This window comes from Borrelia hispanica CRI (assembly GCF_000500065.1).
Classification (GTDB): domain Bacteria; phylum Spirochaetota; class Spirochaetia; order Borreliales; family Borreliaceae; genus Borrelia; species Borrelia hispanica.
Genome location: NZ_AYOU01000159.1, coordinates 73,106 through 87,935 on the forward strand (window position 1 = coordinate 73,106; position 14,830 = coordinate 87,935).

At 26.7% G+C, this 14,830-nt stretch carries 12 protein-coding genes; 9 read left to right on the forward strand and 3 right to left on the reverse strand.

What is annotated here, in order from left to right:
• The first annotated feature begins 176 nt into the window (after positions 1–176).
• From U880_RS0106745 to U880_RS0106785, 9 genes are all read left to right on the forward strand, one after another.
• Positions 177–950: a hypothetical protein gene (locus U880_RS0106745; protein ID WP_024655296.1), complete on the forward strand. Its 774-nt coding sequence runs from the start codon at positions 177–179 to the stop codon at positions 948–950.
• Positions 951–1,314: 364 nt separating this feature from the next.
• Positions 1,315–2,118: a hypothetical protein gene (locus U880_RS0106750; protein WP_024655297.1), complete on the forward strand. Its 804-nt coding sequence runs from the start codon at positions 1,315–1,317 to the stop codon at positions 2,116–2,118.
• A gap of 257 nt (positions 2,119–2,375) precedes the next feature.
• Complete coding sequence (locus U880_RS0106755; protein WP_024655298.1) at positions 2,376–3,275, forward strand: hypothetical protein; 900 nt, start codon at positions 2,376–2,378, stop codon at positions 3,273–3,275.
• A 212-nt stretch (positions 3,276–3,487) separates the two neighbouring features.
• Positions 3,488–4,363, forward strand: a complete 876-nt coding sequence (locus U880_RS0106760) for a hypothetical protein (RefSeq protein ID WP_235048037.1) — start codon at positions 3,488–3,490, stop codon at positions 4,361–4,363.
• A 337-nt stretch (positions 4,364–4,700) separates the two neighbouring features.
• Entirely contained in the window at positions 4,701–5,738 is a 1,038-nt protein-coding gene (locus U880_RS0106765; RefSeq protein WP_024655300.1) for a hypothetical protein, read from the forward strand.
• 338 nt (positions 5,739–6,076) lie between these two features.
• On the forward strand, positions 6,077–7,114 hold the full coding sequence (locus U880_RS0106770) for a hypothetical protein (protein ID WP_024655301.1): 1,038 nt from the start codon (positions 6,077–6,079) through the stop codon (positions 7,112–7,114).
• A gap of 242 nt (positions 7,115–7,356) precedes the next feature.
• Positions 7,357–8,286 carry a hypothetical protein gene (locus U880_RS0106775; RefSeq protein WP_024655302.1) on the forward strand — a complete coding sequence of 310 codons (930 nt, stop codon included), beginning with the start codon at positions 7,357–7,359 and terminating at the stop codon, positions 8,284–8,286.
• Positions 8,287–8,596: 310 nt separating this feature from the next.
• A complete protein-coding gene (locus tag U880_RS0106780; protein ID WP_024655303.1) occupies positions 8,597–9,391 on the forward strand; it encodes a hypothetical protein in 795 nt (264 codons plus the stop codon).
• A 202-nt stretch (positions 9,392–9,593) separates the two neighbouring features.
• Complete coding sequence (locus U880_RS0106785; protein ID WP_024655304.1) at positions 9,594–10,241, forward strand: hypothetical protein; 648 nt, start codon at positions 9,594–9,596, stop codon at positions 10,239–10,241.
• A gap of 192 nt (positions 10,242–10,433) precedes the next feature.
• Here the strand turns inward: U880_RS0106785 and U880_RS0106790 are convergent, their stop codons facing one another.
• The 3 genes from U880_RS0106790 to U880_RS11235 all read right to left on the reverse strand — a co-directional run.
• Positions 10,434–11,441 carry a BTA121 domain-containing protein surface lipoprotein gene (locus U880_RS0106790; RefSeq protein WP_235048041.1) on the reverse strand — a complete coding sequence of 336 codons (1,008 nt, stop codon included), beginning with the start codon at positions 11,439–11,441 and terminating at the stop codon, positions 10,434–10,436.
• Positions 11,442–11,895: 454 nt separating this feature from the next.
• A complete protein-coding gene (locus U880_RS11885) occupies positions 11,896–13,425 on the reverse strand; it encodes a coiled-coil domain-containing protein (RefSeq protein ID WP_235048038.1) in 1,530 nt (509 codons plus the stop codon).
• Positions 13,426–13,655: 230 nt separating this feature from the next.
• On the reverse strand, positions 13,656–14,830 hold a 1,175-nt coding region (locus tag U880_RS11235), incomplete at its 5' end, for a hypothetical protein (protein ID WP_024655307.1).

The following is a 14,830-nucleotide window of genomic DNA, read 5'->3' on the forward strand; positions in this document are numbered from 1 at the left end:
ATTTGACTTAAGTAATAATTATATTGCCATTATTTAAAATAATTATTATATTATATTGGGCACAAATTAATATTGAATCAATTTATGTCATACTACATTTCATAAGTATGTTTTATAGTGTGATGTAAAGTTTGGACTAAAGAGATATTGTGCCACTAAAGAAAAAGGAGATATTAATGAAAAGAATATTTATGGTAGTTTTTGCATCTAGTGTATTATTACTATCATGTAAGGAAAAGGAGGATAATGTGATAGATGATCAAGCAGGTGATTACATGGATATGAAATCGTTGACATCTGAACAACAGCAAACTTATTCTGCATTAATTACGAGTTTTAATGATCTAAAGGCCTTATATGATTATAAACCAGAAGGATTTAATGTTTCTCTGTTTGATGATATTAAGAATAAATTTGGAAATACATATTATGAAAATTTTAAAGAAACTATTTATGCTGCATTTAAAGGAGATGTTGCAACTATTGATAACTTAAAGAAGATAGTTGCAGATTCAATTGAGACTAAGGACGAATATATGTCTGCACTTAATGGTAGGCCTTTGCTTTATAGGTTAAATGAACTTGGAAATATTCTTTTTTTATTTTTGAATAATGATAGTGTTTTTGGAAATGATGGTTTGATTAAAATTAGAGATAAGCAAGATATTACACTCTTTAATGAAGTTAAATATATGTTAGATGATATGCGTGTAAAATGGGATGAGTTGGTGAGCTTGCTTCAAAGTACAATTAATAATGTTTCTGGATTTGCTTCTAAATATATTGCAACTAGAAATGTTGCTGATAAAGAGGCAATGATAGCACAATTAGAACCAATTATCGAATTAAAGTCATTAGATGCGAATCAGTCATGTACGGGTGTAATTTGTAAGCTTAAGAATGAATTTATGGATTTGTATTCTCAAATTAAAGAAAAAAGTGTTGAATAAAATTTGTTTATAACTTTAAATTAGTTGCTTGTTAATTAATCGTTGATGAAGTTCATATAAGTTTGGACTTCATCAGTTTTATTATATAGAGTAATTAAGAATGAAGAATAATTTAAAATTATGGAATTAAAGTTTTATCAAAAAATCATGCAGATAAAAAAGGTTTTTATTATAAATATATTAATTAGATTGATTAATTATGCTATATTATATTTTGTATAAAAAAATATACATTACATTTATGTATTGAGTATAATTAACATACTAAATAGTTTACATATATAGTAAGATGTGTTTTATTAGTATGTGATATTAGATTTGTAATGTAAAAATTTATTGTATGTCTAAAATAAAGGAGAAATAAATGATAGTATGTGCGATAATATTTGCACTTAATATATTATCATTTTCTTGTGCTCAATCGGTAACTAGTATTGCAAATGTAGAAGGGGGAGTAGTTACAGGCGTATCAAAATCGTTAAATGATTTTAGATTAGAACAAGCTTATGCTGAATTAGAAAATAGCTTTAATAAACTTAAATCCTTATATCATTGTAGCTTTGAAATTTTAAATATTCCTTTTCTTAATGATTTTAAAATTGAATTTAATATTACTAATAGGCAATTTCATATTGATTTGATTTATGCTATTTTAAAAAAAAATTATTTCCTTTTTAATGCTGTGAAAGGTCCTGATGTTATTTTTGTTAATAGAGATAGTAAAAATCATATTTTAAGTGATAGTGTGTTGTTGATCTTAGGTATATATACTTTAGTAATAAACACCTTTTCTGCGATTTTAGAGCAAAATGATGTTTTTGGAAATTATAAATTGAATAAGCTGAAATATAGTCGAGATATAACGGGTATAAATGAGATTAAGAATATGTTAAATGATATGCATTTAAAATGGGTAGAGTTTTCAACTTTATTAAAGGATTTCATTAATAATTTATCAAAGTTTTTTTATAGTGATGTTCAAAATTATAATGATTTCTTTAGAGAAGAAATTTTATTGCAATTGAGAAAAATTAGAGATATAGATTTTATAGATAAGAATCAATTTTGTAAAGATAATTATAAAATTTGTGAACTTAAAAATGATTTGAGAAATTTGCGTTATCAAATTGAAGTTAAAAGTAATGAATTGATAGCAGTTATATATTAACGTTGTATTATTATAATAAATTTTTAGTATATTAATATTTTATTTTAATAATATATTTTGTTATTATTGTCAACTTAATTGGCTTAAAAAATAGTGGTAAATTTAAATTCAACCGAAATTGAATTTAAATATTTACATAAATTATTGTGTAATAAGTTTAATTTTATGGGAATGCATGTAGAATGTATTTATGCATTGATTTTTGATAAAATTTTATTCATAAAAATTGTTTTTTAATAAATAAAAGGAGGATATTGATGCAACAAATATGTGTGGTAATTTTTTCGTTTGTATTAGTATTATCTTGCAGACAAGGGAGTAGTGATAATGTTAGTAGTTTGGTTGTAAGAAAAAGTAAAATCAAAGCAAATCAAGTTATATCACCAGTTGTAACAGGTGTTAAACTACGCAAAGAAAATGGTTTTGATGTAGGTAAAGCCTTGTTTGTTGAGAATGATGTGGATAGGAAAAAAATTGTATTAACTCCTAGTCAAGCTTATGAGGCACTTGAGGTAAATCTTGAAAAACTTAAAGCTTTATATAAGAGGCCTGCAGGATTTAATATATCTTTTTTTGATGATTTTGAAGAGGCTTTTGGGGTTGAGGAAATGCAAGCTTTGAAGGATAGTCTTTATGCTATATTAAATTGGGATGTTAATATTATTAATAAGTTAAAAAAAATAGTACTGTTTTCTGTTGAAAACAAATCTGATTATTTTTATGAAAAAAATGCTGAACCTTTGATTGATAAATTAAGGAAGATTTTTTGGCGTACTATTTATGCAGTGATAGTTGAATATAATGGAGATGAAATTTTCAGTGTTGCTAATTTGGCAAAAATTAAATCTATGGGAAATGTGGAAAACTTGAATGAAATTTCTGTTATGCTGGGTGATATGTATAATAAATTTAAGGATATTGTGAAGTTGATAAAATATGTTATTAATGATGTAGCAAAACTTGATGCTAAGGATCTTATTATCGAGGGATTAGGACCAATTATTAAGTTAAATTATATATATGAACAAGGGTGTGCTACTTATGGAGCTGATGTTTTAGGAATTGGCATTAAAATGTGTCAACTGAAAAATGATTTGATAAATTTGCGAACAAGAATTAAAGATAAAGTTTTTAAAATAATATATTCCGATAAATAGACAACATCAAAGTTTTAATCTGCTTAGTAACAAATTAAATTAATTAAATTTATTTGAAATAATTAATAGTTTTTATGTTATTTCTTTATAGTGGGTGTAAAATGTATGTCATTCTATGTAGTTTATTAGTATGTTTTATAGTGTTATAAGCATAGAAGTTGAAATTACATTATATATTATTGTGTAATTTGAAGCACAAAAGGAGGATATTAATGCAGAGAATTCGCGTTATAATCTTATTGTTTAGTTTATGCGTGTTATCTTGTGGTCAAGATAGAGTTATAACTCCTGATAAATATGGAATGCGAAAAAGACGTTCATTTCCAACAATTACGCCAGATGTTAAAGTGAAATCAGGTAATTCAGGTTTAACATCAGATGCCCAAGTGGAAGTTATAGAGAGAGTTAATACTCGAACTAAAAGAATGCCCCAAACCCCAAAAAGGGCTTATGCCAAATTTAAGCGAAGTTATGACAAACTTAAAAGATTTTATAATCGTAGACCTAAGAATTTTAATGTGTCTTTATTTGATAGCATAAGGAAAAAATTTGGTGTTGATGAAAGACAAGGTTTTAAGGATAGTGTTTATGAAAGTTTAAATGGAGATATTATTTCTCTTAATAACTTAGAAAAAATAGTAATGCTTACAAAAGGGTCTGAGGATGCATATAATGTTGCACTTAATTCTAGACCTTTGCTTATTAAGTTGTGTGGTATTGTAGGGCGCTCTATTTTTACGATTATGAATGAAACAGGTGCTATTTTGAGTAAGGATAATTTAGTTCTACTGCAAGATAGTCAGGATGTAGATGGTATTAATAATCTTGGAAATAAGATGGATGATATTCGAGAAAAGTGGAGGGAAATAGTAAAGTTGCTTCAAAATATAATTAACAATGCAGCAAGGTTTGCAACCCAAGAGGATGTTATTCAAACTTTACAACCTATTATTGATTTAGATACTCTAAGAGGTGACCAAAAATCTAGTAGTCAATTATGTTCAATTAAAAATGAGTTGATAGATTTGTACTGTCAGATTGAAGAGCAAGTTAGAAAACTAAGGCTTGGGCTTTTGAAATCAAATTGATAATAGTGATAATAATATTTGTTTATTGAGGACTTGTATTCGTTTAAAAGAGTGCAAGTAGACGTATAAATATTCTCTGGGCCTGCTTAAGAGCAGGCTTAGTTTTATTTATGAATGAAAAAATAGGATTTATATAGACAAGATAAAGATAATTAATTTGTTTAAAATTATGTTTTATAGAGCAATTTCCTTAATCAATAAATTTTTAATTAAATAAATTAATAATTTCATGTTATTTGATGATAATGGGTGTAGAATGTAGTGGGTTTATATGTCATCAATATTTTTTTGGTGCTTATATGGAAATTATGATGTAAATAGAAAAAGGAGGATTTTAATGCATCAAATGTATAGAATAATATTTGTGCTTAGTGTATTTATATTATGTTGTAGGCAGGATAGAGGTGATATTAGTAATGGTCAGTTAATGAATAGGGATAGGAAGATTTATGGAGCAATGCCATCGACTGTTTTAAATAATGCTCACTTGGAAGAAACAAAGACTTCAGGTACAGGTGATTTACGACATAATAAGTTAGGTGTAGATCTGTCAATTAACATAAAACCAGTGGGTGATTTATCGGCATCAAGAGGAACAGAAAATGTTGATGATGCAAATACTTTAGCCCTACCACCTAGTGTGTCAAGTAATGGTTCACCTAATATGCCAAGTAGTGGGGAGAGGACACCTGATGTTGTTGATGAAGATAAGGGATCTGATCATACACAACAAAAACAAAGGACATTTGAGGAAGCTTATGATGCATTAAAGACAAGTATTGACAATCTTAAAGCATTGTATTACTACAGATCTGATAAATTTAGCGAATATACACTTGATAAGATTATGAGTGATGTAAATATGCATTATGGTAGGGCTTCTAAAAATAATGTTTATGCTGCATTAAAGGGCGATATGCATACTTTAAGTAGATTAGAAATTATAATGAGGTATTCAATTGGATTTTGGGGTTTGAAATATAATTATCCTAGTTATTTTTTTAGAATTTTAGGCAATCTTGGGGGTCTTATCTTTAAAATTATAGATGAGAAGGGTGAGATATTTAGTGATGAGAATTTAAGTAGATTGAAGAATAGTCAAGATTTTGAGTGTATTGATGTTATGACAGATACTTTAAATGTTGTGCATAAAAAGTGGAGTGCGTTGTTAAAGATAATTCAAGATCGAATTATTGAAGCATCCAAGCTTGATTCTGTAGTTTTTATTGTAGAACACTTGTCGTTAATTTCTGATATATATGATACTCCTGAGAATTTTAAAGAAGTAGAAACACGTATTCTTAAGGATGAGTTGATAAATTTGCGTTCTTCTCTTAGAGATAAGGTTTATGAATTAACTAGGAGACACCACTGAAAATTTAATATAATTTTATAGTTATTGTATCTGCTTGTTTGTAAATAATTTATAAATAACTTGTAAATAAGTTTGCATTTAAATGCAGACTTATGTTTTTTATTTGGTAGTAGTTATTATTTTTAAAGAGTTTTGGATAGTAAAACTTGGGAATAATTTGATATGAGATAGAAAGTTTTTATTAAATAATATTCTTGGTAAGTAAATTATTAATTAAATAAATTAATAATTGTATGTTATTTAATTCTAATTGATATAGAGTTTATTGAGATCGATATCTCATAAATATGTTTTTAATGCTTATGTGATAATTATGATATAAAAAAAGGAGGGTATTAATGCAACGAATGTATAGGTTAATATTTTTACTTAATGTATTGATATTATGTTGTAAACATTGGGGAGATGAGACTCATGGTCCTAACCATGTATTGCATTCGGGTATAGTTAAGGCTAGACCTGAGTCAATCTCATCGGAAACTATAAAAAATGTTCAATCAAAATTTTCAGTGGATGATTTTGAAAATAAAAAGTTAAACTTGGATGTAGAAGTTGGCTTAACTCCAAGTGGCCATTTCATCGTAAGTCAGGTAAGAACAACAGATTCAAATAAGCCAAATTCAAAGCCCGATGTGGGTGATTCATTGGGTAGTGATGTTTTAGACAAAAATGTTGAGAATCCTTCACAAGATAAGGATGTTAATAAAGAAGAAGAGTTGGTTCAAGTAGAAGAAGAAACAGAAATATTGAAGAAAAATTATGCTATGTTGCAGGCAAAAATTGAAGAGCTTAAGACCTTGTATTATTATAGGCCTAGAATGTTTGATGAGAATATATTAAATAATATTGAACGTAAGTTAGATGCTAGTTATAGTGAATTATATAAGGATAATATTTATGCTGTTATTCAAGGCGATATGGAGATTTTAAGTAAACTGGATTTAATGCTCATATATTTATTTTTAGTTTGGGATGGTAGTTATACTTATTTTCGTGATTTGCTTAATGTTTTGCAACATCTTTCGATGTCTCTTATCTTTAGGATTATAAATGAGAATGGTTCTATTTTTGATAAATCTAATTTAGTTGCACTTCAGTCTAGTAAAGATGCGTTGGGTCTTAAAGAGCTTGTTAGTAATTTAGATTCTATATGTTTAAAGTGGAATCGGTTAGTAGGGCTTATTAAAGATCAAATTGTGCAAGCATCAATATTTCATCACAAAGACGAACTTATTAAACACTTGTCTCCTATTGTTAATTTATCTGTGCGTTCTGATAATTATAAAAATGATCCAATACGTTTGCTTAAAGATGAGATTTTAGGTTTAATCGAACAAGTTGAGACTCAAGTTTATAAATTAAAATCCGAGGAATAATTTGCTATTGTAATAGTTGTAATGATTATATGTGTTAATTTATTAATTAGTCTGCATTTAAGGCAGACTTTTGTATTAGATATATTAGATTATAATTTTAATTAATAAAATTTAATTAAAATTATTAATGATTTATGTGTTGTTTTGTAATAGTGGGGTAGAATGTATTACATTAGGATATAGAGATATTTTCTAATTTTTAAAGGTTGATGGTGTAAAGACACAAAGGAGGATATTGATTTATGCAGCGAATTTATATGGTGTCATTTGTATTTGTTTTGTTAATATTGTGTTGTAAGCAAGGTGGAGGGAAAATTGATAATACTGGAAATAAAAGAGATGTTTCTAAAGATAGATCTCTAAGGACAATTAATTCTGAATTAGATAATCAAGGAGGTGGGGCTAAATTAGGAAAAGATTTGCCAGGTGGTGGTGTTCAAAATAATGTAGTTGATCAAGGTGTTGTGGTTGTGGATGATAAGGGCGATGGGCATGATGAAAAAATAAAAACACTGGAAGAGGAATCTTATGATGGTTTTAAGACAAGCTTTGAGAGGGTTAAAGCTTTGTATGATTATAGACCTGAGGGATTTAATGATTATATGTTAAGTGATATTGAGAGTGAATTTAATTTTGAGTATAGTTTACCTTTTAAAAATAATGTTTATGCGATTTTAAAAGGTGATATTAAAACTTTGCATAATTTACAAAAGATCGTGGTTAATAGTCATCCAGATAAGGTTTTGGAAGAGTATTTATCTGAAAATGAGTCTCATGCTTTAATTTCTAAATTAAAAGATATTTCAGAGCATATTATTAGTAAACTTATAAATGAGCATTGGGGTGACTTTAGTAATTATAATTTATCTAAACTGGCAATTAGTAAAGATATTGCAGGTTTGAATTTTCTTAAAAATGGGTTAGATGAGTTTTGTGCAAAATGGGAAGAAATGACAAAGTTAGTACAAGATGTCATTAATGATGTGGCAAAATCAAAAGATAAAAATGATATTTTACAAAGGGTACAAACAATTATTAGTCTCATGCCTTTAAATTCTAATCAACAATGTAATACTAGAATTTGTGCTGTTAAAAATGATTTAAATGTGTTGCGAGTTAAGCTTGGTCGTAAGGTTGACCAATTGATACGTGAGATATATTTATGGTTATAATCTTTATGTATTATTTGTAAATCCTTTTGGATTTAAATTTGTTAAATAATATATAAAATAAATTAATAAAAATTAATAGCAAGCTTATAGTGTGTAAGCTTGCTATTAATAGTGCTCTTTTATTTTTGACTTTAGATAGATATTGAAAATTATTACCAATACTATATTCCATATAAATTTGTAAAAAAAACTATATTGTATTATTGCAATATAGTTTTAGTATTATACTATAATGAATATGAAAATATATTATTTTAAGTAGTATGATGGTGCTTAGCAAATATTGTAATTCAAAAATATAAAGGGGGAAATGTTAGTGAAATGGAAGTATTTTATATGTGTGATGATATTAGTGCTTAGTATTGTAATTTTAAAATGTCCATTGGGAAAGATAACAAATAATAATGATTTTTTGTTAAATGGTGATTTAGATTCGTTTGATAATTTGAATGAAAAAAATAGCTTGAATACTTTGGATCCTTATTCTGCATTACAGGTAAGTTTTGTGAAACTTAGAGATTCTTATATTTATACACCTGTAGGATTTGATGAGACACAGTTTGATAGCATATTTCAATGGAATTCCACTATTAAAAGGGTTAAATATGGTATTTATTCTGTCTTAAAGCGAGATATTGGGACTTTAAATAACTTAAATACAGTAGTAACAAATTTGTCAGGTTCTTTTGATAAGAATTTAAAGTCGGTTGTTTCGGATTTGTTTGTAGGGTTATGGGATATTGCAAGTAGTATCGATAGTGTTTTGGCTAGAAGAGGTTATATTTTAAGTGATGCTAATTTAATTATGATTAAGAGTAGTTCAAATACAGAAATTATTAATGATATTAGGGTTTCCTTAGAGCATATGCTTGAACTTAGAGAAGAGCTTGTAAGATTACTTCAAAATATAATAAATTCAGCAGCAATATTTGGTATTGATGCTCTAAATAGTATTGAAGATACTTTAAGACCAATTACCACTTTAGCATTAGGTTCTACTGGTTTTGCATGTAGTACTAATCGAATTTGTGTGATTAATAATGAGCTTAAAAGTTTAAGTAGTCAAATTGAGGATAATGTTAGTAAATTAAAAAAAGAGAAGTGATTTTTATAATCATACTTATTAATATAAAAGCTACTTATGTGATACGTTATATATTAAATATTTTAATTATATATTGCAATTGTATTTGGGCCTACAGTAAATTTGTGGGCTTTTAAATTAAAAATTTATGTATTATATATGCGAGGCATTTATTCTTTAAGCTATTGTAATAAATCAGTATATAAAATACAATAAAATTGGAATGGGAAGTCTTAAAATATCTTTATTGATTGTTTTATATATTACATCTTTAATTCATCTATTTGCACAAGATAAAGTAAAAATAAAATTACCAATAGTTACAGAATGGGAAAATAAATTAAATGGATTAAAAAGTGATCCAGAATTTATAAAAGAAATCGAATATGTTAAATCTCTACCTGAAGGAATATATACTCCCGCACGTGATATATATGCTGAGGCAGATTTTAGGGTTTATTGTGAAGTTATTTTTAATACTACTAAATGTTATCCACCAGATGGTTATTTTGGAAAAGAATATGAATCTTTATTTGCAAAAACATATAACTTTCTTAAAGTTCTTAAAAGGAAAGATCCATCCAAAGTAATACATCTTATACGCACAATGGAAGATGTGGCTGGGAGTTTTGGAGATATACAAGAATATGATAATTGGTACTTATACAATACTAAAGGTGTACAAGTTCTTGATAAACGCATGGAGGATATAGGCGAGGTATTAAAGATATATAGAAAAACCAAAAAACAATATTTTTCCTCAATGGACATGCTTGATATTAATGATATCGATAATAGTATTGCTAAACTTATTATTCAACTTGAAGAAATACGCAAATCAATTGAATATGTAACTAAAAAAATGAGTTAAAAATAATAATATTTCTGCATTTATCATTTAACACGAAGAACTGCTTGAGTCAATTGAACATATAGCTGATTAATAATATCGATTAATTTTGTCAAAAGCATAAGTGATAAATTTTTATAATAAAAAAAATAAAAAAGTCAGATACATCAGCATTCAGCTTTAATGTATCGACTTAATTATTTAAAACATCAATTATGAAGAAGTAATAATGCTGTTAAAAGAGTTTTTATATAAAAAAATACGCTCTTGTAGTCCCAGAAATTGTGACCAGTCTGGGCGCTCGTTCATATTAGCAGGATTCATATATACGTTTACTATATCAGACTCATATTGTTCCTTAACTTCATTAAATGTGGTTTCCATCTCTTGTTTCTTATTTGGATCTTGTTCATTATTGATTACTAACATAACCGAATTTATTATTTTAAGAAGTTCTGAAATCTTTTTACTAAAAGATGTTAAAAACTCTTCATTCAGATAAGAGGATTCACTTATTTTGAATATAAGCCGAATAAAATGTCTATCTTTATTTATTTGAGCAGTTTCCTCAGCAGGCTGAGCATTATCAATAATTTCTTTTAGATATCGTATAAGTTCTTTATTCTCTCTTGTAGATGCAAAATCTACCGCTCTTATACGTTGGTATTTAAATATCTCAAACTTATTTTTTTGAATTAGATTGTAAATCTTTATAATTTCAGCTCTATTAATTACAGGTCTACTATAAGAATCCCTTATTATTGACATATAATCATCTTCTAGCTGTTTAAAGTCTAGATACAATTCTTGTTTTTTCTTGTCATTTTTTACAGCCCCAATAAATTTAATCACTTCTTCTATTTCATTAATAATACATAAAATATTGTCAGCAAGATCTTTTAGCTCTAATCCTTTAATACAGTCTATAAATTGATAAAATTCATCATTAGTATATTTATCTTCTTTATCAAAATCAATGACTATTCTGCGTAAATGTTGAATTGCTTTTATTTGTTGTTTTGACAATCCAAATTTGTTAACTAACAAATTTGTAAGTTCTTCGTTATTATTTGAATTTTGATCAAATCCATTACTTTCTTTAAAGCGAATTTTAAATTTTATATCTTCTCCATCTTCTTCGGTACTTATATCCACTAATCCTTTTAAATGACAGCTTCCAAACAGTCCCATTAATAATAATACTAATATCTTTATCAACATGTTTTTCAAAATTAATTCCTCCTTTTTCTATAAAGACCTAATTTCATTACCCAATACTTAAAATTAGACAAACATTGCTTATACTTTATGCCATCTATATGTCATAAATTATCTCACCATCTAAATTAATTAAAATGAAATAAAAGATTACCTCCTTAATTACAAATTAAAACTATCAATAATTTACAATAGAAAATTATATATCACAATTAATTAATATCATAAATTAAGTATTATTTTTTAATTTATGATATTAATATCGAATAATCGAGTACCGATTGCTTTTTTAATAGAATTTAATTAATTTGATTTTTGATAATAGATGTTTTGGTTTTTATAGATACTATTTAATATAAAAGTATAAAAGTACAAAAGAATTTGTACTTTTATACTTTTTCATAATTTACCAGTTACATGCTATTTTTGTAAAAAATATTTATAGCATTTCTGTAGTCTAATTTTCTTGAGGGATTACTCTTTGCATTATTGACCTAGCATATGCCATACATTCACCAAAATAATTATTTGTAGTCTTAATTTCTTGTTGAAGGTCATCATCATCATTGATACTCTTAAAGACTTTATAATATTCTTCTGTTTCTGGTAATACATTAACCTGTTGAAATCTCACAGAATTTACACGTATATGTATTTCATTTGCTGTTTCAAGTAATTTTTGTATATATTGCTCAAACTTATCCTTTATATTTGAAAGTTCTTCTGTTGTTGCATTTATTTTTACTTTGTGAATATTGCGATTTATATCATATAACACATTTTGATAACCATTAAGGTTTGGTATCATTGAATTTATGTTATATAGGAAATTAGTAGTAACATTTGCATATTCTTTCATTTTTTTATAATTTTCATCCTCCTTAGTACCATAGCCTTTTTCCTTTAATTTTTTATAAGCATTATATATTCTAGTTACACCCAATAATATTGGATATATCCTATCTTTATTATATTTAAAAGCAGCAGCAATAGCTTTGTTGTTGAAATATTTAGTAAAGAAACGGCGATCTCCTTCTTTTAAAATGGAGAATGAAACTAAAGGTATTCCCAGCCCATGACCATAGGAGGCAGGAAACTTTTCATGCATATTAGAGTTCGTGATACTGTTGTTTGGGTTATCATCACCATTAATTTGTGAAGTTAATTGAAAAAGTTCATTCAAAATTGTCTCTTTTTCCTTTATTTCGTCTTGTGATATTCCTGATTGTGCATATGATAGTTTTGCTTGTTCACTTTTTAATGTTTTTTCTGTATCTTCTAATTCTTGCTCTATTGTATATCTTGCATATTCCAGATCTTCGTATTTTAATGATGCTAGTTCTTCTTCTTGTTGTGCTCGTATTTTCTCTTCTTCGTTTTCTGTCTTTTCTGCTTCTTCTAATTTATCATATGCCTTATCAAATGCCTCTTCTGCTAATGCTTCTTCTTCTTTAGTTTTTAATAATTTTGATTTTAGTTCTTCTATTTTTTCTTCTATTGCTATTATTCCCCTTTCTACTATTTGTTCCTCTAATTCTAATTGTTTTTTTATTTTTTGTTCTGCTTCTTGTGCTTTTGCTACCCTTATTTCTTCTTGTGTTTTTTTTGCTAATTCTAGTTCTGATTCTAGTTCTGATTTTAATCGTTGTGTTTCTTGTTCTTTTTCTTTTTGTAATTTTGTTTCTCTTGTTTCTTCTTGTGTTTTTCTTGCTGATTCTAGTTCTGATTCTAGTTGTTGTGCTTTTTGTTCTTTTCTTTCTAATTCTAATGGTTTTTCTTTTATTTTTTCTGTTGTATTCCTTGTTCCTTTTCTTAGCTTGTGTAATTTATCCTGTTTGCTTTTTAAATCTCTATAAGTGTTGTTTGTTGATTGTTGTGTACGTTGTGTACCAAATGCCTTCTTCCATGCTAAATTTTCTTGGGTAGCTTGGGAGCAACTTATTATAAGAATAACTAACAAACAGAATTTAATATAAAAGCTCTTCATACCTAAAATATCTCCTTTTTATTCAATAAGTATTACTAATATGTATACCATGCAATGTTAAGGGTACACAAGTAATTAAGTCATAAATTAATGACTCTTTAATAGAGTATACATTATAAATTAATAATTTAATATTTACAACTTTAGTGATGTGATAGTTAAAAATAGTGTTCTAATTGAAAAGAGAAAGGCAATAGTTGATAAGTTGCATTGCTGGTTATAAATAGGTATCAATAATTAGCATAAGGATTTTTGGTGCGATGTAAAGTCCATTTGGGAGTAGATCTGTCAATCGATACTGCATACCAAATCTGACGTACATTTTCCATATAATATCTTTGCGGTATAAGAAATATTATACTAGGAGTTTTTTTAGTCATATATATATTATAAATTATAGGGTAGACATCAACATATCCTAGTCCACCAAATGTGTCTGCTTCATATGATGTATTTATAATTGGATTGTGAAGTATTTTATTATTTTTTAGTTGATATTCAAGTCCAGCAACATTTGTTGATTGTTCATATGCCCCATTAATTTTTATTGTCAAAAACATTTTTTCAATATCATCCTTACAAATTTTTTCAATAATAGCTTTCATTTGTCTTAATAGAGAATTTGCTTGTTCTTTAACAAGAGAATCAATGATATGTTGATTCTTTTTTGCATTGTTTATTTCTTGGTAGATATTTTGTTTAAATAAATATTGGTGTATTTCAGATAAATCATCATCAGAAAGATACAATTTGCATGATTCACATTTATTAATAATATCATTGTTAAAGGTAACAGGTTCAACTGGTACTTGCTCTAAGAGAGGTTCTTGACTAATCTTTAATCTTTGATGATAAAATTTTTTATCGATATTTAAAACAATAGCATTATTGTAAAATGTTCCAGAATTATCTTTCATTTTATGGTTTTTATTACCTACAATGAGCACTTTAGGATTAGTATAAAGAAAATACATGTTATAAAAGGCAGCATATATATGAAAATAATTGTTATTAATAATTTCATCGAAAGGTATTACTTGTTCATATTGTGATAGAATTCTTAATTCTTTTATTCCATTTTCAATTTTAGAAAAATCTTTTGAATATTTATATATTTCTTTAATAAAAAACTCTAAATTGTCTTCTATAAATTGATCAACTTGTCCTTTTTCATCCTTGCGTATATTACGCATGGGTCTAGGAATATCGGGCAGAGTGAAATACGAGTCGACCATTTCTTCATGTATTTTACTTTCTAAGTGATAAGATTTTATCTTATAAACATAATCAGGAGGTATATTTTTAACAAAGCTATCATTTATACTTAAATCTATTTCCCAATTTTCTTTTTCTTTAGGCTGTAAAATCCATTCATTACTATTTTTAATGACATCAAGTTTTAATG